Annotated in this window: 19 protein-coding genes; 11 read left to right on the forward strand and 8 right to left on the reverse strand. The window is 72.9% G+C overall.

All coding sequences use genetic code 11. The features are described from left to right. Nucleotides 1-46: 46 nt before the first annotated feature. Nucleotides 47-799, reverse strand: a complete 753-nt coding sequence (locus ACZ5XZ_RS26965; RefSeq protein ID WP_468982428.1) for a CbtA family protein — start codon at nucleotides 797-799, stop codon at nucleotides 47-49. A gap of 15 nt (nucleotides 800-814) precedes the next feature. Continuing rightward, the gene (locus tag ACZ5XZ_RS26970) at nucleotides 815-1033 is read right to left on the reverse strand and encodes a CbtB domain-containing protein (protein WP_468982430.1); all 219 of its coding nucleotides are present in this window, start codon (nucleotides 1031-1033) and stop codon (nucleotides 815-817) included. Between the two features lie 309 nt (nucleotides 1034-1342). On the opposite strand from ACZ5XZ_RS26970, the gene ACZ5XZ_RS26975 reads away from it, so the two are divergent. From ACZ5XZ_RS26975 to ACZ5XZ_RS26995, 5 genes are all read left to right on the forward strand, one after another. After that, a complete protein-coding gene (locus ACZ5XZ_RS26975) occupies nucleotides 1343-1915 on the forward strand; it encodes a histidine phosphatase family protein (protein WP_468982431.1) in 573 nt (190 codons plus the stop codon). A 137-nt stretch (nucleotides 1916-2052) separates the two neighbouring features. After that, nucleotides 2053-2493 (forward strand): SPW repeat protein, encoded by a 441-nt coding sequence (locus ACZ5XZ_RS26980; RefSeq protein WP_468982433.1) that lies wholly within the window; start codon nucleotides 2053-2055, stop codon nucleotides 2491-2493. Between the two features lie 551 nt (nucleotides 2494-3044). Next, the gene (locus ACZ5XZ_RS26985; protein WP_468982434.1) at nucleotides 3045-4106 is read left to right on the forward strand and encodes a methyltransferase; all 1062 of its coding nucleotides are present in this window, start codon (nucleotides 3045-3047) and stop codon (nucleotides 4104-4106) included. Nucleotides 4107-4247: 141 nt separating this feature from the next. Further along, nucleotides 4248-6074 carry an alkyl/aryl-sulfatase gene (locus tag ACZ5XZ_RS26990; protein ID WP_468982436.1) on the forward strand — a complete coding sequence of 609 codons (1827 nt, stop codon included), beginning with the start codon at nucleotides 4248-4250 and terminating at the stop codon, nucleotides 6072-6074. Nucleotides 6075-6169: 95 nt separating this feature from the next. Next, nucleotides 6170-8200, forward strand: coding sequence for an ATP-binding protein (locus tag ACZ5XZ_RS26995; RefSeq protein ID WP_468982438.1), 2031 nt, complete (start codon nucleotides 6170-6172; stop codon nucleotides 8198-8200). 13 nt (nucleotides 8201-8213) lie between these two features. On the opposite strand, the gene ACZ5XZ_RS27000 is transcribed toward ACZ5XZ_RS26995, so the two are convergent. Genes ACZ5XZ_RS27000 through ACZ5XZ_RS27020 form a run of 5 tightly spaced genes read right to left on the reverse strand, consistent with a single transcriptional unit; the run spans nucleotide 8214 to nucleotide 12047 of the window. Beyond that, nucleotides 8214-9251: a serine hydrolase domain-containing protein gene (locus ACZ5XZ_RS27000; protein ID WP_468982440.1), complete on the reverse strand. Its 1038-nt coding sequence runs from the start codon at nucleotides 9249-9251 to the stop codon at nucleotides 8214-8216. Next, entirely contained in the window at nucleotides 9251-10168 is a 918-nt protein-coding gene (locus ACZ5XZ_RS27005) for a DUF6895 family protein (protein ID WP_468982442.1), read from the reverse strand. Before ACZ5XZ_RS27005 ends, ACZ5XZ_RS27000 begins: the two co-directional genes overlap by 1 nt. Beyond that, entirely contained in the window at nucleotides 10168-11151 is a 984-nt protein-coding gene (locus ACZ5XZ_RS27010) for a DUF6895 family protein (protein ID WP_468982444.1), read from the reverse strand. Before ACZ5XZ_RS27010 ends, ACZ5XZ_RS27005 begins: the two co-directional genes overlap by 1 nt. Beyond that, nucleotides 11148-11849: a hypothetical protein gene (locus ACZ5XZ_RS27015; protein ID WP_468982445.1), complete on the reverse strand. Its 702-nt coding sequence runs from the start codon at nucleotides 11847-11849 to the stop codon at nucleotides 11148-11150. The genes ACZ5XZ_RS27010 and ACZ5XZ_RS27015 overlap by 4 nt, the downstream gene beginning before the upstream one ends. A gap of 12 nt (nucleotides 11850-11861) precedes the next feature. Next, nucleotides 11862-12047, reverse strand: coding sequence for a hypothetical protein (locus tag ACZ5XZ_RS27020; protein WP_468982446.1), 186 nt, complete (start codon nucleotides 12045-12047; stop codon nucleotides 11862-11864). A gap of 388 nt (nucleotides 12048-12435) precedes the next feature. Here ACZ5XZ_RS27020 and ACZ5XZ_RS27025 point away from each other — a divergent pair, with 388 nt between their 5' ends. Both ACZ5XZ_RS27025 and ACZ5XZ_RS27030 read left to right on the forward strand, forming a co-directional pair. Next, the gene (locus tag ACZ5XZ_RS27025) at nucleotides 12436-13179 is read left to right on the forward strand and encodes a dienelactone hydrolase family protein (RefSeq protein ID WP_468982449.1); all 744 of its coding nucleotides are present in this window, start codon (nucleotides 12436-12438) and stop codon (nucleotides 13177-13179) included. A 39-nt stretch (nucleotides 13180-13218) separates the two neighbouring features. Then, nucleotides 13219-13626 (forward strand): TOBE domain-containing protein, encoded by a 408-nt coding sequence (locus ACZ5XZ_RS27030; RefSeq protein WP_468982450.1) that lies wholly within the window; start codon nucleotides 13219-13221, stop codon nucleotides 13624-13626. A gap of 57 nt (nucleotides 13627-13683) precedes the next feature. Here the strand turns inward: ACZ5XZ_RS27030 and ACZ5XZ_RS27035 are convergent, their stop codons facing one another. After that, a complete protein-coding gene (locus ACZ5XZ_RS27035; protein ID WP_468982452.1) occupies nucleotides 13684-14814 on the reverse strand; it encodes a PucR family transcriptional regulator in 1131 nt (376 codons plus the stop codon). Nucleotides 14815-15047: 233 nt separating this feature from the next. Here ACZ5XZ_RS27035 and ACZ5XZ_RS27040 point away from each other — a divergent pair, with 233 nt between their 5' ends. The 4 genes from ACZ5XZ_RS27040 (at nucleotide 15048) to ACZ5XZ_RS27055 (ending at nucleotide 19220) form a co-directional block, all read left to right on the forward strand. Then, a complete protein-coding gene (locus ACZ5XZ_RS27040) occupies nucleotides 15048-15578 on the forward strand; it encodes a molybdopterin-dependent oxidoreductase (RefSeq protein ID WP_468982453.1) in 531 nt (176 codons plus the stop codon). 182 nt (nucleotides 15579-15760) lie between these two features. Beyond that, on the forward strand, nucleotides 15761-16156 hold the full coding sequence (locus ACZ5XZ_RS27045) for a TOBE domain-containing protein (protein WP_384438636.1): 396 nt from the start codon (nucleotides 15761-15763) through the stop codon (nucleotides 16154-16156). Nucleotides 16157-16315: 159 nt separating this feature from the next. Beyond that, nucleotides 16316-17116, forward strand: coding sequence for a molybdate ABC transporter substrate-binding protein (modA, locus tag ACZ5XZ_RS27050; RefSeq protein ID WP_468982456.1), 801 nt, complete (start codon nucleotides 16316-16318; stop codon nucleotides 17114-17116). Between the two features lie 130 nt (nucleotides 17117-17246). Further along, a complete protein-coding gene (locus tag ACZ5XZ_RS27055) occupies nucleotides 17247-19220 on the forward strand; it encodes an ABC transporter permease (RefSeq protein ID WP_468982459.1) in 1974 nt (657 codons plus the stop codon). Nucleotides 19221-19223 lie beyond the last annotated feature (3 nt).

Genomic DNA, 19223 nt, shown 5'->3' on the forward strand with positions numbered 1-19223 from the left:
GTCGCGGGCCCTTCCCGTGTGCGCCTGCCCGGCGGCGGACGCCCTATCAGGAGGTGACGGGCGCCGCCGCGGGTGCGGCGGCCCGCTGCTGCGTGGGGACGACGCGCTCCGCGAGGTGGCCGAAGAGCAGCCCGAAGGCGGTCCACAGCGCCAGTTGGACGGCGATCGTCGACAGCCGGAACTGCCACAGCAGAGTGCCGGGGAAGCCGTGCGGCACATTGTCGTAGGACGGCAGGAAGGCGTACGCGACACCGACGGCGACCACGAACGCGGCGCCGGCCGCCACCGTGGCGTACCAGTTGCCCAGCTTGGGTGCCAGGCGCCGGCCGAGGATCGTCGCGCCGACGGCCAGCAGGATGCCGAGCAGCATCATCAGGAAGTACAGGGCGGTGCGCTGGCCGATGGTGTCCGGGTCACCGACGGCCGGCGGATTCGCCGGGTACTTCAGGAACGGTACGAGATAGACCAGCAGTGCGGCGCCGGACAGCAGGGCGGCGGTGGTCCGGGCGCCGAAGCGGCCGATCCGGCCCAGCAGGAAGCAGAAGACCAGTGCGGCGATGCCGCCCAGCGCCACACCGTAGACCAGGACGCCGGTCGCCAGCCCCGCCGTGGACTGCATACCGCGGCTGACGACCTCCACCTCGTGCTCGTGGCCGTGGCTGTGGGCCTCCTCGAACGCGATGGCGGCGTCCACCCGTGGTTCGCCCAGCAGGTAGGCGACCACAAGGGCGACGACACCGGCTGCCAGGCCGGCGAGCAGACCGCGCACCAGAAGATTTCTGATGGTGAGCGAGTTCATGGGTGCCAGGTCCGATCAGTGGCAGGGGAAGCCGAGGAGGTGGCGCCCGTCGTGGACCCACTCGTGCACGTCGGTGCCGGACAGCAGTGAGGTGGCGCCCTGCTCGGCGCCGACGAAGTACAGCAGGACCAGCGCCAGGACGACGCCGAACAGCGCCCAGGGGGCGATCTCCTTGAGGGGGAGCGGAGCGGGGGCGGTGGCGCCGGTGGCCGGGGGTGCGATGGTCTGAGCCATGGCAGGACCTCCTATTAGGGGGAACTCGCGTCCCTAGTCAGTGGAGTGCGGGACGACATTCCGGGTCTGGCTCATCCGGCCTGGCCCTTTTGGGCTGGTAAAAACCGGACATACAGTGGCGCGACCGCGCCGGGATCCCACCGGCTTCCGTCATGTCATCGTCAATACGATCGGGAAGGTACCGTGAACCGGCCACCGGGCCAAGGCCGTAGAGGGGGCGGAGTGGCGCAGGACGGGGCGCGCCCGCCGGGCAACTGCCCAGTACGGATGGCCGGTTGACGGTGGCGGTGGCCGGCGGAAGGAGGAGGCGTGACGACTCGGGTGATGTTGGTCTCACCGGCGGCGGGCGACGCCCAGCGCGAGGTGCGCTTCGATGACGACGGTCCGCTGAGCGAGGCCGGTCTGCGCCGCGCGCGGGCCGCGGCCGGATCGCTGCCGGCCGCCGACCGGGTCTTCGCCTCGCCCTCCGTCCGGTGCCGGGACACCGCCGCGGAACTCGGGCTGCCGGCCCGCTCCGCGCCGGAGCTGGCGGGTTGTGCGATGGGTGCCTGGCGTGGCCGGACGCTGGCCGAGGTCGCCGGCGCCGAACCGGTCGCGGTCTCCAGTTGGCTGAGCGATCCGGACTTCGACGGACACGGCGGGGAGTCGCTGCGGGCGCTGTGCGACCGGATCGCGGGCTGGCTGACCCGGATGGCGCTCGACGCGGGCCGGGTGGTGGCCGTCGTCGAACCGGATGTCGTACGGGCCGCGGCGGTGTGCGCGCTGCGGGTGCCCGCGGACGCGTTCTGGCGGCTGGACGTGCCGCCGCTCACCGCGACCGAGCTGAGCGGCCGCGGCGGGCGCTGGAACCTGGGGCTGGGGCGGGCGCTGGACCGCAGGTGAGCGGGGGTGTGGCCGAAATGCTTCAGAATTCACCTGTCGCTTCATCTACACATAAAAGCGACATAAGTGCAGAATAAAGGTGCGCGGCCCGATGCCACGCGAAACGGCCAGGCTTGCGAGCGAAGGAGGCGAGTCGTATGGCCGACGTCTCACACCACAGGGGAGATCTCGCCGGTCACCCCGACGCTTCTGAGATGCGGGCCCGCTATGAGCGGGTGCTCGGTGGGCGTGATGTCGTACTCGTCGACGGCCCGGTGTTCTTGGTCGGCCTGTACTGCGCCGTCTCGCCGTGGGTCGTCCACTTCGCCGCCGCGCAACCTCCGCTGGTGTTTCACAACCTCATCCTCGGCATCGCGATCGCCCTGCTGGCGGTGGGTTTCACCGTGGCACCCGAGCGGATGTACGGCCTGAGCGGCGCGATGTGCGCGATCGGTGTATGGATGATCATTTCGCCCTGGATCGTCGGCAGCAGTCCGGACGCCGGCGTCATCTGGAACAACCTCGTCATCGGTGTTCTGACGTTCCTGCTGGGCGCCATGTGTGTCGCCGTGGCATCGAGGAGCCGCACCGCCACATGACGTGCGCTCCCCGAACGGGGGCGTGTGACAAGCCGCCGGTGCGCCTTGCCTCCCTCGGGGGCGGGCGGGCCGGCGGCCGCGTGTGCGGGCGCTGCGGGTCGGGCTATCGGCCTCGTGCGCGGCCCTCGGTCGACAGGTGTCCGGCCAGGCCGGCCAGGATCAGCCCGCTCGCGATCAGCAGGCCGTGCGCCAGGGCGATACCGAGGGCCAGGCCGGCGATCGCCGCGGCCTGTGCCAGCCGTGCGGCGCCGCGCGGACAGGTGCGCGAGCGCCCGGCCGGCGGGGTGCGGGTGCGGGACAGGGTTCGGTGCCGGAACGGCTCGGCGATCTCGCCGAAGGGGCGGTCGTCGTACGGGGACAGGGGTGTCTCTCCTCTCCCGGATGGTGCGCGGGGCCGCGCCGTACGGGCGGGGCGCGGGCGAAGGGGGCGTTGCCCCGTTGATCATTTGTAGTTAGGCTTGCCTAACTTGTTGCGGGGCAACCACGTCACCTGCGTGTTGTGCCCTTCCGGGCCCTGCCCGTAACGCCGTTGACCGGAGAGGTGTCGCATCATGTCGTACGAGAAGCAGCCCTTGGACGAGGCCCGGGACGCGCTGGTCCGGATCGCCTACGGCGGCATGGCGGCACACACGCTGGGCGCCGCGGCCCGCATGGGGATCATCGACCTGATCGGGGACGGGGAGCGCGGCCCGGACGAGCTGGCGGCGGAGTGTGCCGCCGAACCCCAGGCCATGGGCCGGTTACTGCGCGCGCTGGCGGGCCTCGGACTGCTCGTGGAGCGGCCCGCCGGGAAGTTCGCCACCACCCCGGCCGGTGCCCTGCTGCACAGCGACCACCCCCAGTCGCTGCGGTCCTTCTCCCGGATGTTCACCGACCCCACCATCCTCAGGGCCTGGGAGCTCCTGGACGACAGCGTGCGTACCGGCCGGCCCTCCTTCGACACCGCCTTCGGCCAGGACTTCTTCGGCTACCTCGCCCAACAGCCACAGCTCTCCGCCGACTTCAACGCCGCGATGGGCCAGGCCACCCGCGACACCGCCGCGCTGGTCCCCGCGGCCTACGACTTCGGCCGCTTCACGGCCGTCGCCGACATCGGCGGCGGCGACGGCACCCTGCTCGCCCCGATCCTGCGGGCGCACCCCGCGCTCCGCGGCATCCTCTTCGACAGCGCGGAGGGCCTCGCCCAGGCCGGTACGCGGCTGGCGGACGAGGGTCTGGACGGGCGCTGCTCGCTCGTCGCCGGGGACTTCTTCGCCACCGCTCCCGAGGGCGCCGACCTCTACCTCCTCAAGAGCGTGATCCACGACTGGAACGACGAGCAGTGCACCACGATCCTGCGGCGCTGCCGGCAGGTGATCCCCGACGACGGCCGACTGCTGATCATCGAGCCGGTGCTGCCGCCCGTCGTCGACCCCTCGCCGTCCGGTGTCGATCCCTCGGGGTCCGGCGTCCTCTACCTCAGCGACCTCAACATGCTGGTCAACGTCGAGGGCCGGGAGCGCACCCGGGACGACTTCGACCAGCTGTGCCGCGCCGCGGGCTTCGCCCTGCGCACCGTCATCCCGCTTCCGGAGCCCAACCGCTTCTGCCTCATCGAGGCCGAGCCGGTCTGATCCGGTGGTGACCCGGGCGGCGCGGCGCACCGGAGCGGGGCCTGCGGGGCCCCGCGCACACGTGCGGCCGCCGCCCGGACTGGGATAATCGGGGTATGGGGTATGTGGCTCTGGGCGACCGCCCCGGAGAGGGAGCATCCCGTGACCGCTGTGCCCGTGGATGATCACGAAGACTTCGCCGACGCCGACCGCGGCTTCATCGCGGAACTCGACCCGCCCGAGGTCACCATGGACGACGGCCGGGTGGTCTGGGACGCCGGGGCCTACGGATTCCTGGCCCAGAACTGCCCCGACACCGCCCACGAGGGCCTGTGGCGCCAGGGCCGGCTGGTGAGCCGCCAGGGCCTGTACGAGGTCACCGAGGGCATCTACCAGGCCCGCGGTCTGGACCTGTCCAATATGACGCTGGTCGAAGGCGACCACGGCGTGATCGTCATCGACCCGCTCCGCTCCGCGGAGACCGCCGCCGCGGCCCTGGAGCTCTACCGCAAGCACCGCGGAGACCGGCCGGTCACCGGCCTGATCTACACCCACTCGCACGCGGACCACTTCGGCGGCGCCCGCGGCGTACTCCCGCCCGGCCACCACCCCGTTCCGGTGCTCGCCCCCGCCGGCTTCCTCGCCCACGCCGTCGGCGAGCACGTCTACGCCGGGACCGCGATGGCCCGGCGCGCCGTCTACATGTACGGCGCCGAGCTCACCAAAGGGCCGGACGCCCAGATCGGCTGTGGTCTGGGCGCCACCCACTCCACCGGCACCATGACCCTGATCCCGCCGACCGTGGACATCACCAGCACCGGCCAGGAGGAGATCCTCGACGGTGTGCACCTCGCCTTCCAGCTCACCCCGGGCACCGAGGCGCCCGCCGAGATGAACTTCTGCTTCCCGGCACACCGGGCGCTCTGCCTGGCCGAGAACGCCACCCACACCCTGCACAACGTCCTGTCGCTGCGCGGCGGCGCCGTCCGCGACGCCCGGGCCTGGTCCCGCTACCTGGGCGAGGCGCTCGCCCTCTTCGGCGACCAGGCGGAGGTCGCCTTCGCCTCCCACCACTGGCCGACCTGGGGCAAGGACCGCGTCCGGACCCTGCTGGCCAACCAGCGCGACCTGTACGCCTATCTGCACGACCAGACCGTGCGGCTGCTCAACCAGGGGCTCACCGGCCCCGAGATCGCCGAGGAGCTGCGGCTGCCGCCGGGCCTCGCGCGGGAGTGGGCCCACCACGGCTACTACGGCTCGCTCAGCCACAACGTCAAGGCGATCTACCAGAGCTACCTGGGATGGTTCGACGGCAACCCCGCCCACCTGTGGGAGCACCCTCCGGTCGAGCAGGCCAAGCGCTATGTGCACACCATGGGAGGCGTCGAGGCCACCGTGGACGCGGGCAAGCAGTACGCCGCCGACGGCGATCTGCGGTTCGCCGCCACCCTCCTGAACCACGCCGTCTTCGCCGACCCCAAGAACCTCCGCGCCCGCCGCGAACTGGCCCTCGTCTACGAACGGCTGGGCCACGGCTGCGAGAACGGCACCTGGCGCAACTTCTACCTCACCGGCGCGATGGAACTGCGCGGCACCCTCGCCGCGCCACGGCCGGGCACCGCCCTCCCCGAAATGGACCGGGCCCGCACCGTCGACCAGCTCCTCGACGCGCTCGCCATCCGCATCGACGGCCCGCGCGCCTGGTCCACCCCGCTCACCCTCGACCTCTACCTCCCCGACGAGGACCGGACCTGGCATCTGACGCTGTCCAACGGGGCCCTGACCCACCTCAGTTCGCCGGGCGCCCCCACCCCGTCCGACGACCGCGGCCCCGACCTGACCCTCACCCTCACCAAGCCCCAACTGCTCGACGTGCTGGCCGGCCAGGGGCCGCTGGAGGCGGACCGGAACGGCGGGACCGGGGCGCTCAACCAGCTCCTGAGCCTCCTCAGCCTCCCCGACCCCACCTTCCCCATCGTCACGCCCTGACCAGCACCGGTCCGCCCGCGGTCGTCAACTTCGCGCCACGGACCGCCCACGCCACCCTCCGCCACCCGACGCCGAAGCTGGGGCAAACTGGGCTGGTGGCGAGCAGCATTCCCGAAGAATCCAGCAGTTTCGTCGGCCGGAGGGCCGAACTACGACAGATCGGCCAGGAGTTGACGGACCACCGGCTGGTCACCCTGACCGGGCCCGGTGGCGTGGGCAAGACCCGCATCGCCATACGAGCCGCGCGCGCGGCCGCGCCACGCTTCCCCGACGGAGTCTGGTGGGCCGAACTGTGGCCCTTACACAACGAAGGGCTGCTGCTGGCCACCGTCTGCGACGCCGTCGGCCTGGCCGACCACACCGCCCGCACCCCCGCGGCGGCGCTGTGCGAATGGCTCGCCGACAAACGGCTGCTGCTGGTCCTGGACTCCTGTGAACACCTCGTCGACGCCTGCCGCGATCTCCTCGCGGACCTGCTGACGGCCGCCCCCCACCTGACCGTGCTGGTCACCAGCCGGCAGCCGCTGGACCTCGTCGGCGAGTGGACCACCGAGATCGGCCCGCTGCCCTGCACCGGCGACAACGACGCGCTGGCCCTGTTCACCGAACGGGCCGGCGCCGCCGCACCCGGCCTGCGGCTCACCGACCCCCGGCACGCGGCGGCCGCCGACACCATCTGCCGGCGCCTCGAAGGCATTCCGCTGGCCCTGGAGCTGGCCGTCGCCCAGCTGGCCGACAGCTCCGTGGAGCGCATCGCCGAGCGGCTGACCTCCCGCTTCGACGCCCTCGACGGCGACCCGCCGACGCGGCTCCCGCGGCACCGGACGCTGCGCTGCGCCATCGGCTGGAGCCATGAGCTGTGCACCCCCCTGGAGCGGCTGCTGTGGGCCCGGCTGTCCGTCTTCCGGGGCACCTTCGACGAGGAGTCGGCGGCCTCGGTCTGTGCCGGCGGCCCGCTCACCGAGGAGGAGGTGCGCACCGTACTGGCCGGGCTGGCCGCCAAGTCGGTGCTCACCCGCGAGGGCCCGCGCTTCCGCATGCTCGACACGCTGCGCGAGTACGGCCGGCTGTGGCTCGGCGAACTGAACGAGACGGCGGCCCTGGCGGACCGGCACGCCGCGTACTTCGTGGCCTTCGTCCGCCGCGCCGAACAGGGCTGGCTGGGGCCCGAACAGGTCGGCTGGTACGGCCGGGTCGCCGACGCCCACGTCGACCTGTGCACCGCCCTGGACCACCTCCTGGCCACCGCCCCGGAGCAGGCCCAGGAACTCAGCGCCTCGATCGGCTTCTTCTGGAGCTGCTGCGGCCATCTGCACGAGGCCCGCGACTACACCGCCCGCGCCCTCGCCGCGCACCAGGGACCGAGCCGGGCCCGTACCCGGGCACTGTGGGCGCTGGGCGTCGCCGTACTCCTGCAGGGTGATCTGTCGCTGGCCGACGCCCTGGGCGCGGAGTGCGCCGACGCGGCGCGGGCGGGCGACGACGCGGAGGAGGTGCTTCAGGCCGGCTACCTGATCGGCCTCACCCATCTGATGGCCGGCCGGCCGATGTCCGCGTACACCGTCGTCGAGCAGGTCCTCGGGGCGCCGCCCGCCACCCCGTTCGACTCACCCGGACGGCTGCGCTGCCACCTCATCCGGATCTTCGCGCTCACCAACCTCGGCAAGCTCGACGAGGGCCGCGCCGAGGCCACCGCACTGCGCCGCGGCTGTGTGGAGCGCGGCGAACACTGGACCCGCTCCTACACCGACTACCAGCTCTCCCTGGTCGCGCTCTTCCAGGGCCGGCCCGCGGAGTCGGCCGGGCACGCCCGCGCCATGCTCGCCGCCAAGCGGGACATCGGCGACAAGTTCGGGATCGCCCTCGGCCTGGACCTGCTCGCCGCCGCCTTGGCGGCCCAGGGCGAGGGTGCCGCGGCCGCCCGGGTCTACGGATGCGGCCAGGCCGTCTGGCGCACCGTCGGGCATCCCCAGCGAGGCACTCCCGAGCTGCGCGCGGTACGCGAGGAGTGCGAGCGGCGGGCCCGCGCGGCGATCGGCGACGACGCCTACGCGGAGCTCTTCCACCAGGCCAGCGAGGAGCGCCCCGAGGTCGCGCTCGCCCGGGTCCTGGCAGGCGACCTGTGAGCGCCGACCCGGTTCAGACGGCGGGCGCGCTGGCCAGCGTGTACAGCAGCTCGTAGGCGGTGGGGATCATCCGGCAACCGTTCCCGCGGCGGGTGGCCAGCGCCACCAGGCCGGTGTGCGACGCCGGGTGGTAGCCGAGGAACGCCTGCTGGCCGAAGGTCGCCCCGACGTGGAAGAGCAACGGGCCGCGCGGGGCCGGGTGCTGGAACCACGTCAGGGTGTGGGTGTTGCGGCGCCGCCAGCCGCGGCGCAGCAACGGGACCTGGACGTCGCGCAGCGGCAGCGCCAGCGGAGTGTCCTCGGGGGAGAGGTGCGCTTCGAGGTAGCCGAGCAGGTCCCCGGGGGTGGCGCGGACCGACCCGACGGCGGCGAAGGCCCCCATGTCGGTGCTGCGCACCGGCGTCACCCCGTTCGCCCGGTGGCCGATGGCGTCGGTGCCGGTGGCCCCCGGGCCCAGAGTGGTGTCCGTCAGCCCGAGCGGGCGCAGTACGCGGTCGGTGAGCAGGGCCGGGTAGCCGGTGCCCGCGGCCTCGGACATCGCCGGGCCGAGCATGGCCAGCCCGAAGTTGGAGTAGCGCCAGCGGGTGCCGGGACGGTTGCGGGGCCGGGTCCGGGCGAAGGTGTGCAGCAGGCGCTCGGTGTCGTAGGTCGCGTACCCGTTGACGGACGGGTGCAGCAGGGCGCCGGGGATCAGGTCGGTGGGGATCCGCGGCAGCCCCGAGGTGTGGGTGGCCAGATGCCGCAGGGTGATCCGCCGCGAGTACGGGTGCGGCAGCGACCGGCCCGGCAGGTACGCGGCGAGCGGATCGTCCAGCGCCAGCACCCCGGCCCTGGCGAGGTCGGCCAGCAGCAGCACGGTGAAGGTCTTCGACAGCGAGCCCACTTCGTAGCGCAGTGCATGCCGCGGGGTGGGCGGGGTCAGGGCCGTGCCGCCGGTGAGCACGGTGCGCAGGCCGCCCCGGGTGACCGCGAGCACCACGTCCGGGGCGTCGATCAGGGTGACCGCGTCCGCGAGGCGGTCGGCGAGCGCGGCGCCGCGTGCCGAGCCCATCAGACGGCGGACATCGCCCGGGAGGTGGCCATCGCGGAGGCGAACGCGGCGACCAGGGTGGGGTGGTGGACCTGGTCGAAGACGTATGCCGGGTCCCCCTCGGGCATCCGGCGCCGGACGGGCATCGCGCCGCAGTCCGACTGCGCGGCGGCGTAGCGCTCCCACAGCGCCGCGTCCAGCGAGGGCCGCGGCAGACAGGCGTCGACGACGAGGAGCTCGCCCAGCAGATCCCAGTGTTCGAGGTCCGCCCAGTCGTTCATCCAGGCCGGCAGGTACCGCGTGAGGTAGTCGGCGACGGCCGGCGGAATGCCCTCGGGGTTCTCGCCCCAGTTCGTGAGGTGGAAGACGGTGTGGGTGATGTCGTAGGCGATGTGCAGCTGCACCGTCCAGGGTTCGGCCAGTTGCCCCAGCCAGGTGCGGGCCACGGCCTGTCCGAAGTCGCTGCTGGGCACGAGGCCCAGCTTGCGTTCCGCGTTGAGCACACCCAGCCGCCGGTTGGGCGACATCTCCAGCGCCGTCCAGGTCCCGATGCGCCGGCAGACCTCCACCCGCTCCTCCAGACCCGGATGACGGTGGCCCAGCTCGTGGAAGGGCGCATAGACCTCCAGCGGCACGGGGGACAGCGGCTCGTCGCACTGGAGGCGGGCCAGTACGTTGCCGCCGTCCAGCAGCTCCCGCCAGGCGAAGTCCAGCAGCTGCCCGGCACGGGTCTTCTGCCGGGACCCGGCCACGCCCTCCCGGAACAGCACCTGCATGTTCATCGCCAGCTCCCCGATGGGCTTGAGCCGTTCGGCGACCGCGCCGTTGGTGGCGAAGTCCTCGGGCGTCAGCCGGAAGCGCTCACGGTGCTCGTCGAGCCAGGACAGCGCCCGGTCGCCGACACCGTGCAGCAGGGCGGGGGATGCGGCCGTCACCATCACGGGGCTGTCTCGCTTTCACAGAGGGTCCGCCCGCCCACCAGCGCCGGCCCGCCGGCCGACGGACCGGCCTCGGCCTCGTCGGCGGCGATCCGGGCGAGGGTGGCGGCGAACGCGGTCACCAGGGTGGAGTGGTAGCAGGCGGTGAAGGCCTCGGACGGATCGCCCGAGGACGGGGCCGCGCCCCTCTCCGGGACGCTGCCGTCGGCCGCCTGCGCTGCGGCCAGTCGCTGCCAGGCCGCCGCGTGGTACGGAGCCGCGGGCAGGCAGGCCGCCACGGCCAGCAGCTCGCCCACCAGGTCCCACAACTCCTCCTCCAGCCAGTTCTCCAGCCAGGAGGGGACCCACAGCCGCAGATAGCCGGCGAGTTCGGGGGACAGCCGTTGCCGGTTGCGGCCCCAGTCGGTGAGGTGGAAGACGTCATGGGTCACGCCGTAGGCCGCCTTGCGGTCCAGTGCCCACGGCTCCGGCAGCCGGCCGAGGCCGGTCAGCGCCAGCACGGCGGCGAAGTCGGCGTGCGGGCGCAACCCGATCCGCCGCTCGGTGTTGAGCACGCCGAGCGTACGGGTGTGGTCCTCGCGCGCCACCCGCCAGCCGCGCAGCCGCATGGTGGTCTGCAGCAGATCGTCGGCCTCGGCATGGCGCAGCCCGGCCTGGGCGAAGACCCCGTAGAGCTCCGCCGGATAGGTGGCGAACGGCTCACCGCGGATCAGCTCGGCGAACAGCTCGCCGTCCCGGGTCTCGTTCCAGGCGAACGAGAACAGACCGCGGGCCGTCTGGCGGATGTCGTCCCGCGGGTGCAGCACCCCGATCAGCTGGGTCAGTTCGGCCAGTTCGCCGAGGGGTTTGAGGGTCAGATTGGGGTCGGCGTCGGTCGTCACGTTCGGAGGCAGGCGGAAGAGCCCGCGCGACTCCTCCAGCCACCCCAGGCTGCCCTGGACCATCTGGTCCAGCAGCCCGGGGTCGCTGTCGGCGGCGGTCACCAGCCCCGCCCGTGGAAGCGCTGGGCGGCCACGACGTGCAGCGCGACCCGTGGGTCGGCGCCACCCATCTGGCGGACGAACGCCAGCCCGCTGTCCAGCCCCAGGGTCTGCGGCACCTCCGGCAGCCGGGCCAGCCAGCGGCCCAGACCGGCCGCCTGCAGCCAGTCCCGCCGGCGTACCGCCCGGACGAAGCCGCGGGACAGATCGTCGGTACGGGTGGCCAGTTGCTCGGCGAGACCCGGTGCCAGTTTGGGCAGTGCGAGCGACGCCAGTTGCGACACCCGGTGGGACAGCTTCGGCCAGGGGTCGAGCCCCACCCATTCGGTGTCGGCGTCGGGCGCCGGCGGCCAGTGCTGTGCGCCTCCCGGCAAAAACGCGTGCGAGGCCTCGACCAGGCCCCGGTAGGTCCACACCGACACCTGCGAGGCATCGGCGCCCGGCGGATAGGCCGCGAGCGCCTGCCGGACCACCGCTTCGTCGTCCGCGCCGAAGGGCGCCGCCCGGTGCTCCACGGCGTACGGCGCGAGCGCGTCGGCGCCGAGCACCCGAACGGCGGCTGGGGTCAGCGCATCTTCTTGCCGCAGAATGCCAGACAACGCATAGGGGTCGCCCTCACCCCGCAGGGCGAGGGCGACCTCTGTTGCGGCATCGGCGATCGCAGCGCTCAGCGGGACTGCTCCCTGCGTCTGCTCAGCCAACGCTCTGTCCCCTCAGCGAGTGTCCGTCTTGGGCCGGGGGGTGGGCGGCGAGAGCAGGAGCAGCGCGGCCAGCAGCAGCACACCTCCGCACTCGCGGGTGTCGCGGAAGACACCGTCGGACTCGGCGGGTTCCAGCAGTCCCTCGACCTCTGCGGCCAGGGTGGCCGTCTCGACGGGCGCTGTGCGGTCAGTAACCATGCGATCAACTCCTTGTGGCGAATGGGATACCAGATTCACATCGGCTTTTATGTGACGCAACGGGAAAAAACGGAACATTAGGCGGTTCGTGTGACATCACGTCATGTGTGACGTCGGCGTTTCCTCCGGTAACTCCCTTCTCTTCAAGGGGAGTTGACGGCGGGCCGGGTGATGCGTGGCGGCTGCCCGGGCGACGGCCCTCAGGGTGAAGCTCGGCGGGTTCGCCCCTCAGGGGCGCGTCCCTCGGCGTGAGCGCCGGATGGATCGGCCGGCCGGTCGCGGACCGGGAGCGCCTGCCGCACGACGCGCTCCCGGCGCTGGAAGATCTCTTCGAGGGAGCGGCCGCCGCGCCCCCACCGCCACCGACCGAGGCAAGGGCAGGGACCCCATGTACGACGCACTCCTGGCAGAGACCGTCACCCTCACCGGCCACGGCGGCGACCTCATCGAGGCGTACGCCGCCCGGCCGCTCGTCCCCGGACCGCTCGGGGGTGTGGTGGTCATCCACCACATGCCCGGCTACGACACCGGCAGCAAGGAGATCACCCGCCGGTTCGCCGCCGAGGGCTTCCTGGCCGTCTGCCCCAACCTCTACAGCCGTGAAGCGCCCGGCGCCGAACCGGACGACGCGGCCGCGGTGGCCCGCGCGCGGGGCGGGGTCCCCGACGCCCGCCTGATCGGGGACGTCGCCGGGGCCGCCCGCTATCTGCGCGGACTGAGCTCCTCCAACCACCGCGTGGGAACCATCGGGTACTGCTCCGGCGGCCGGCAGTCCTTCCTCGCGGCCTGCAGCCTGGATCTGCAGGCCGCCGTGGACTGCTACGGAGGCTTCATCACCCGCCACCCGCCCGAGGACTTCCCGCTCGCCGTCGAGCCGATCGTCCATCTGACCAAGGACCTCGGCTGCCCGCTGCTCGGCCTCTTCGGGGCCGAGGACCAGCACCCGTCCCCGGCGGAGACGGCGGAGCTGGAGAACGCGCTGCGCAAACACGGCAAGGTGCACGCGTTCCATACGTACGAGGGCGCCGGACACGCCTTCTTCGCGGTGAACCGGCCCAGCTACCACCCGCAGGTCGCGCAGGAGGCCTGGCAGCGGGTGCGCGAGTTCTTCGGGCGCCATCTGAGCGGGTGAGGCGGCGAGCTTTCGCCCCCGCTGCCCTAGAGTGCCAAGGTGCCGACGTACAGCATTGGTCAGGCAGCCGGGCTGCTGGGAGTGAGTGCGGAGACCGTCCGCCGGTGGGCCGACGGCGGTCGGTTGCGGATGGACCGGGACGGTGCGGGGAACCGCATGATCGACGGGGTGAGCCTGGCGGCGTTCGCCAAGGAGCGCGCCGCCGGTCTGCATCCGGTGCCGGGCGATGTGCTGACGTCCGTACGGAACTCGTTCGCGGGCATCGTCACCAAGGTGACCATGGACGATGTGATCGCCCAGGTCGAGATCCAGTCCGGGCCGCACCGGCTGGTGTCGGTCGTCAGCCGGGAGGCGGTCGAGGAGCTGGGCATCGAGGTCGGGGTGACCGCCACCGCCCGGGTGAAGTCCACCAGCGTGCACATCGACCGGCCGGGCGACCGGAGTTGAGCCGCCCGCGCGGGGGAGGCCGGGCGCCGGCGCGGCTGCCTCAGTGGCCCGGCAGACTCAGCGGCACAGCAGTGCGGCCCGCAGGTCCAGTTTGTGGTCGAGCCGGGACAGGTCGCGGCCGGTGAGCATCTCTATGCGCTGGATGCGGTAGTGCACCGTGTTCACATGCAGCCGGAGCTTCTCGGCCGTACGCGACCAGGACCCGTGCTGGGCGAGGAAGACCTCCAGGGTCTCCAGCAGCATCCGGTGCGAGGCGGAGCCGCCGCGCGCCAGCGGGCCCAGCACCCGGCTGCAAAAGGCCCTGCGGACATCGGCCGGGACCCCGGCGAACAGGGGGCCCATCGTGCTGAGGTCGTCGACGCGGACCACCCGGGAACCGTCCGGTGCCTCGGAGCGGGCCGCCGCCAGCGCGTAACGGGCCTGCTCCAGTGCGGAACCCAGTCCCTCGGCCGCGGTCACCAGGGCGCTGACCCCCGCGTGCAGCGGCGTCTGCCGAGGGGTGTGCAGAGCCGGCCACACGCCGCCCGACGGGGTGCGTCCGTACCGTTCCTCGGCGTCCGATGCCGTGGGGACGACGGCGACCGCCTCGCCTCCCGGTAGCCCGCCGGTCGCGAACGGCTCACCGGGGGAGTGCCGCAGCGCCTCGGTCAGCGCGTCCACCGCCCCGTCGCCGTCCGCGCCGCCGAGCGTGGCCACCACCACCCGGTACGGGCCGGAGGCGGGCAGTCCGCAGGTGCGCAGCGCGGCGTCGAGCGCCGCACCGTCGGCCGGGCCGGCGTCGACGAGCGCGACCAGCTCGTCGACCGCCCGCCGCTCGTCCGGCCGCACCGCCTCGGTGACGGCCCGGAAGGTGGTGTGCGCGGGCACCGCCACCAGCACGGTTTCGTGCGCACGGCAGGCGTCGACGAGTGCGCCGGGGATCTCGCCGGGCGCCTTCTCGGCGGCCAGCAGTGCGGCGGTACCGGCCGAGCGCAGCGCCGCGACGAAGCGGTCGGCCTGTGTGCGGTCGTCGCCGGGCGTCCACCACCCCAGATTGCTCAGCACCAGTTCGCCCGGGCGCACCGACCCCGCCGGGTCCGCGAGGTCGGTGGTGGTGACCCCGCGGATTTCCCGGTCGAGCAGGGAGCCCTCGCCCCACAGCAGGGTCAGATCGAGCGAATCGACCTGGAGGAGATCTCGGACGTGCATGTGCTGGCTCCTTGCGCGGCTGCCGGAGGCGTGCTCCGGCACGCTCACCTTCGCGAGGCGAATGCGGGTCCCAACATCGTAAACCTCGGATATGCCGCCCTCATGCCCCAATTGCCCTCACAGCGGCAAACTGGAGACTCACATGAGGGTGGCATGTGTGGTTCAGGCCCGACCCGCTCGGGCATCACTGGGAGGCAGCAGCCGCTGCACGGATCGCCTCAAGGGGGACTCCCATGACGCGTACGAGCCGCATCGACCCGCCGTCCCGCGCCGCCGCCGTTCGCCCGACGGCGCCCGAGGAGGCCGTACGGGCCGATCCCCGGCGCCTGGTGATCGGTGGTCAGCTGCGCTGTCCGCTCGCGCTGACCGTCGCCGACCTGCGGGAGCGGTGGCGGCAGCGGCGCGCCGCGGTGGTCTTCGACTGCGCCAAGAACGGGCCGCAGCACCACACCTTCCAAGGGCCGCTGCTGCGGGACGTCATCGACGCGGCGGAGCCCGCCTTCGACGCCTGGCGGCGCAAGGACCGTTCGCGCTATCTGCTCGCCGTCACCGGCGGGGACGGGCACCACACGGTGCTGTCCTGGGCGGAGATCGACCCGGACTTCGGCGATGCGCCGATCCTGCTGGCCACGGCCATGGACGGGCGCGCGCTCGACGGGGCGGGCAGCCAGCTCGTGGTCCCCTCCGACCGGTGCGGGGCGCGCTACATCAGCGCGATCACCGGCATCTGGGTCGGCACCTGCGCCCCGCCAGGGCGGCCGTAGCGGGTGCGGGACCCCGACGGACCGGCGCTACGGGGGACGGGGGTGCGGGGCGGGCCGCGAAGGTGGCACCGCACTTCGTCTTCGTCCGTTCCTCCAAGTGGCTCAGCCATGGGTTGGCATCTGCCATATAGGTTTGGCCGGTGGATTGCAGATGCGACCTGGCGCTGCATATCTTGTCGCACATGCAGTCCTACACGATTGGTCAGGCGGCGCGGCTGCTGGGCGTCAGCCCGGACACCGCGCGTCGCTGGGCCGATGCCGGCAAAGTCGCGACCCATCGCGACGACAGCGGCCGCCGCCTCATCGACGGCCGCGATCTGGCCGCCTTCTCCGTCGAGGTGGCGCAGCACGGCACCGGTGAGGACGACGGCTCGTACACCTCCGCGCGCAACGCCTTTCCGGGCATCGTCACCGCCGTCACACTCGGCGACGTCGCCGCCCAGGTCGAGATCCAGGCCGGTCCGCACCGCCTGGTGTCCCTGCTGACCCGGGAAGCGGTGGAGGAGCTCGGCCTGGAGGTCGGCATGCAGGCCACCGCCCGTGTGAAGTCCACCAGCGTGCACATCGACCGCACCTGACCGAGCGAACCTGACCGACCGCGGCAGCACCACAGCCGGAGCGCCCCCACCGTGCCGACGTCAGCTGCCCCACCCCAGCGGCGTCGCCCGTCCACGGCGCGGCTTTTCCCATCCGCTCGGGCGGCGCCCGCCGTCCCGCGTCACAAGGAGTCCCGCCTCATGCCTCAGCTCATCACCGGGCGCCGCGCTGCCGCCGCGATCGTCACCGCCGCCCTGCTCGTTCCGCTCGCCGCCTGCGGGAAGGGGGCGGACAAGAAGAAGGACGACGGCGACGCGAAGTCCGGCAGCGCCACCAAGGCGGAGCTCACCGTGCTGGCCGCCTCGTCGCTGACCGATGTCTTCAAGAAGGCCGGGGCGCTCTACGAGAAGGACCACCCGGGCACGAAGGTGAACTTCTCCTTCGCCGGCTCCCAGGAGCTGGCCGCCCAGGTCAGGGAGGGCGTCCCCGCCGACGCCCTGGTCACCGCCGACACCAAGACGATGGACAGCCTGAAGGTCGACGTCGGTGCCCCGATCGTCATCGCCAAGAACCGCCTGGTCATCGCGACCGGTGAGGGCAACCCGAAGAAGATCACCGCGCTCAAGGACCTCACCAAGAGCGGCCTGAAGGTCGTGCTCGCCGCCTCCGAGGTGCCGGTCGGCCGCTACAGCAAGCAGGTGCTGGACGCCCAGAAGCTCACGGTCAAGCCGGTCTCCCAGGAGCCCAACGTCCGCGCCGTCCTCAGCAAGGTGGAGCTCGGCGAGGCCGACGCCGGCCTGGTCTACAAGACGGACGCCGCCACCGCGCCGAAGAAGGTCGACGCCATCGACATCCCCGACGCCCAGAACGCCGTCGCCTCCTACCCGGCCGCGACCCTGAAGGCCTCTGAGCACTCGGCGGCCGCGGCGGCGTTCGTGAAGTGGCTGAGCACGCCGGCGGCGCAGAAGCTCCTGCGCCAGGCGGGCTTCCAGCAGCCGTAACGGTGTGCGGCGCGCACGGGTCTGTCCGGCTCGGGGGAGCGGACAGCCCCGTGCGCGCCGCCGTTCGACACGGCTCACGCCGATCCGGTCAGCCCTGACTCCAGGAACCGTCCAGTCCCAGGAACGCCCGATGACACGCCTTCGCATCCCGGCCGCGCGCCCGGCGGGCCGGCGCCGCGCGCCCGGCACCCGTACGCCCGTCGCGCTGGCGGTGCCCGCGCTCGTCGCCGTCGCGTTCCTGCTGATGCCGCTCGTCGGCATCCTCGCCCGGACCTCCTGGAGCGCGCTGGGCACCCATCTGACCAGCCCGGGCGTCACCGAAGCACTCAGCCTCTCGCTGCTGGTCTCCTTCTGGGCGCTGGGGCTGTCGCTGCTCCTGGGCGTACCGCTGGCCTGGCTGCTGGCCCGGGTCAGCTTTCCCGGCAAGGCGCTGGTCCGCTCGCTGGTGCTGCTGCCGATGGTGCTGCCGCCGACCGTCGGCGGTGTCGCCCTGCTGCTCGGCTTCGGCCGCCGCGGAGTCCTCGGCCCCTGGCTGGAGGACACCTTCGGCATCGTGCTGCCGTTCCACACCTCGGGTGCCGTGGTCGCCGCCACCTTCGTCGCGATGCCGTTCCTCGTCATCAGCCTGGAGGGCACGCTCGCCGGGCTGCGCCCCCGTTACGAGGAGACCGCGGCCTCCCTCGGCGCCTCACCCGTCCGGGTCTTCTGCACGGTCACCCTTCCCATGGTCGCCCCCGGCCTCGCCGCCGGCGCCGCGCTGACCTGGGCCCGCGCGCTCGGCGAATTCGGTGCCACGATCACCTTCGCCGGCAATCTGCCCGGCACCACCCAGACCCTGCCGCTCCAGGTCTATCTGCTGCTCCAGGACTCCCCGGAGGCCGCCACCTCGGTCTCGCTGCTGCTGCTCGTCATCGCCATGGCCGTGCTGATCTGCCTGCGCGGCCGCTGGACCGGTGCCACCACCGGCCGCCCGGCCCGCGACGTGCGGGCCGCCGAGGACACCGACCCTCCCGCCCCCGCCACCACCGCCGGCGAACCGACCGCCCCCCCGTCGGCCCCCGCCCGGGAGCGCTGGCCGCTGCACGCCGACGTCACCGGCTTCAACCAGCTGACCCTGGACGCCGAACCGGGCACCACCATCGCCGTCGTCGGCCCGAACGGAGCCGGCAAGACCACCCTGCTGCGCGCCCTGCTCGGCCTCACCCCGCGCGCCCACGCCACGCTCCGCCTCGGCGACACCGACGTCACCACTCTGCCCCCGCACCGCCGCGGCGTCGCCTGGGTCCCCCAGGACGGCGCGCTCTTCCCGCATCTGAGCGCCCTGAGCAACACGGCATACGGCCTGCGCGCCCACGGCGCCGCCCGCGCCGAGGCCCGCCGCGCCGCGCAGCAGTGGCTCGACCGGCTCGGCGTGGGCCATCTCGCGCACCGCAAACCGGCCCAGCTCTCCGGCGGGCAGGCCCAACGCGTCGCACTGGCGCGGGCGCTCGCCGCCCGGCCCCGGCTGCTGCTGCTCGACGAGCCGCTCGCCGCGCTCGACCAGACCACCCGCGCGCATGTCCGCCACACCCTGCGGAGCCACCTGGCGGGTTTCGGCGGCGTCTGCCTGATCGTCACCCATGACCCGGTCGAAGCGGTTTCGCTCGCCGACCGCGTCCTCGTCCTCGACGACGGCCGAGCCCTCCAGGACGCCCCGCCCGCCGAGGTCACCCGCCATCCGCGCTCTCCCTGGGTCGCCCGGATGCTGGGCCGCAACGCCTGGCCGGGCGTCGCCGCCGGCGACGGTCTCGGGCTCGCCGCCGGCGGTCGTCTCGTCGTCGCCGACCCCCTCCCGGAGGGTTCCCGGGCGCTGGCGATCATCGCCCCGGAGGCCGTGTCGCTCCACCTCGACAAGCCCGCGGGCAGCCCCCGCAACATCTGGCCCGGGACCGTACGGGAGATCACCTCGGCGGGCAGCCGGCTGCGGGTACTGGTCACCTCGCAGCAAGCCCCCGACCTGGTGGCCGAAATCACTCCATCGGCCGCCCTCGAACTCGGCCTCGCCGACGGGGTGTCCGTATGGGCCAGCGTCAAGGCCACCGAGGTCTCGCTCGTGACGCTCTGAGGA

The organism is Streptomyces sp. NPDC033270, assembly GCF_055576575.1.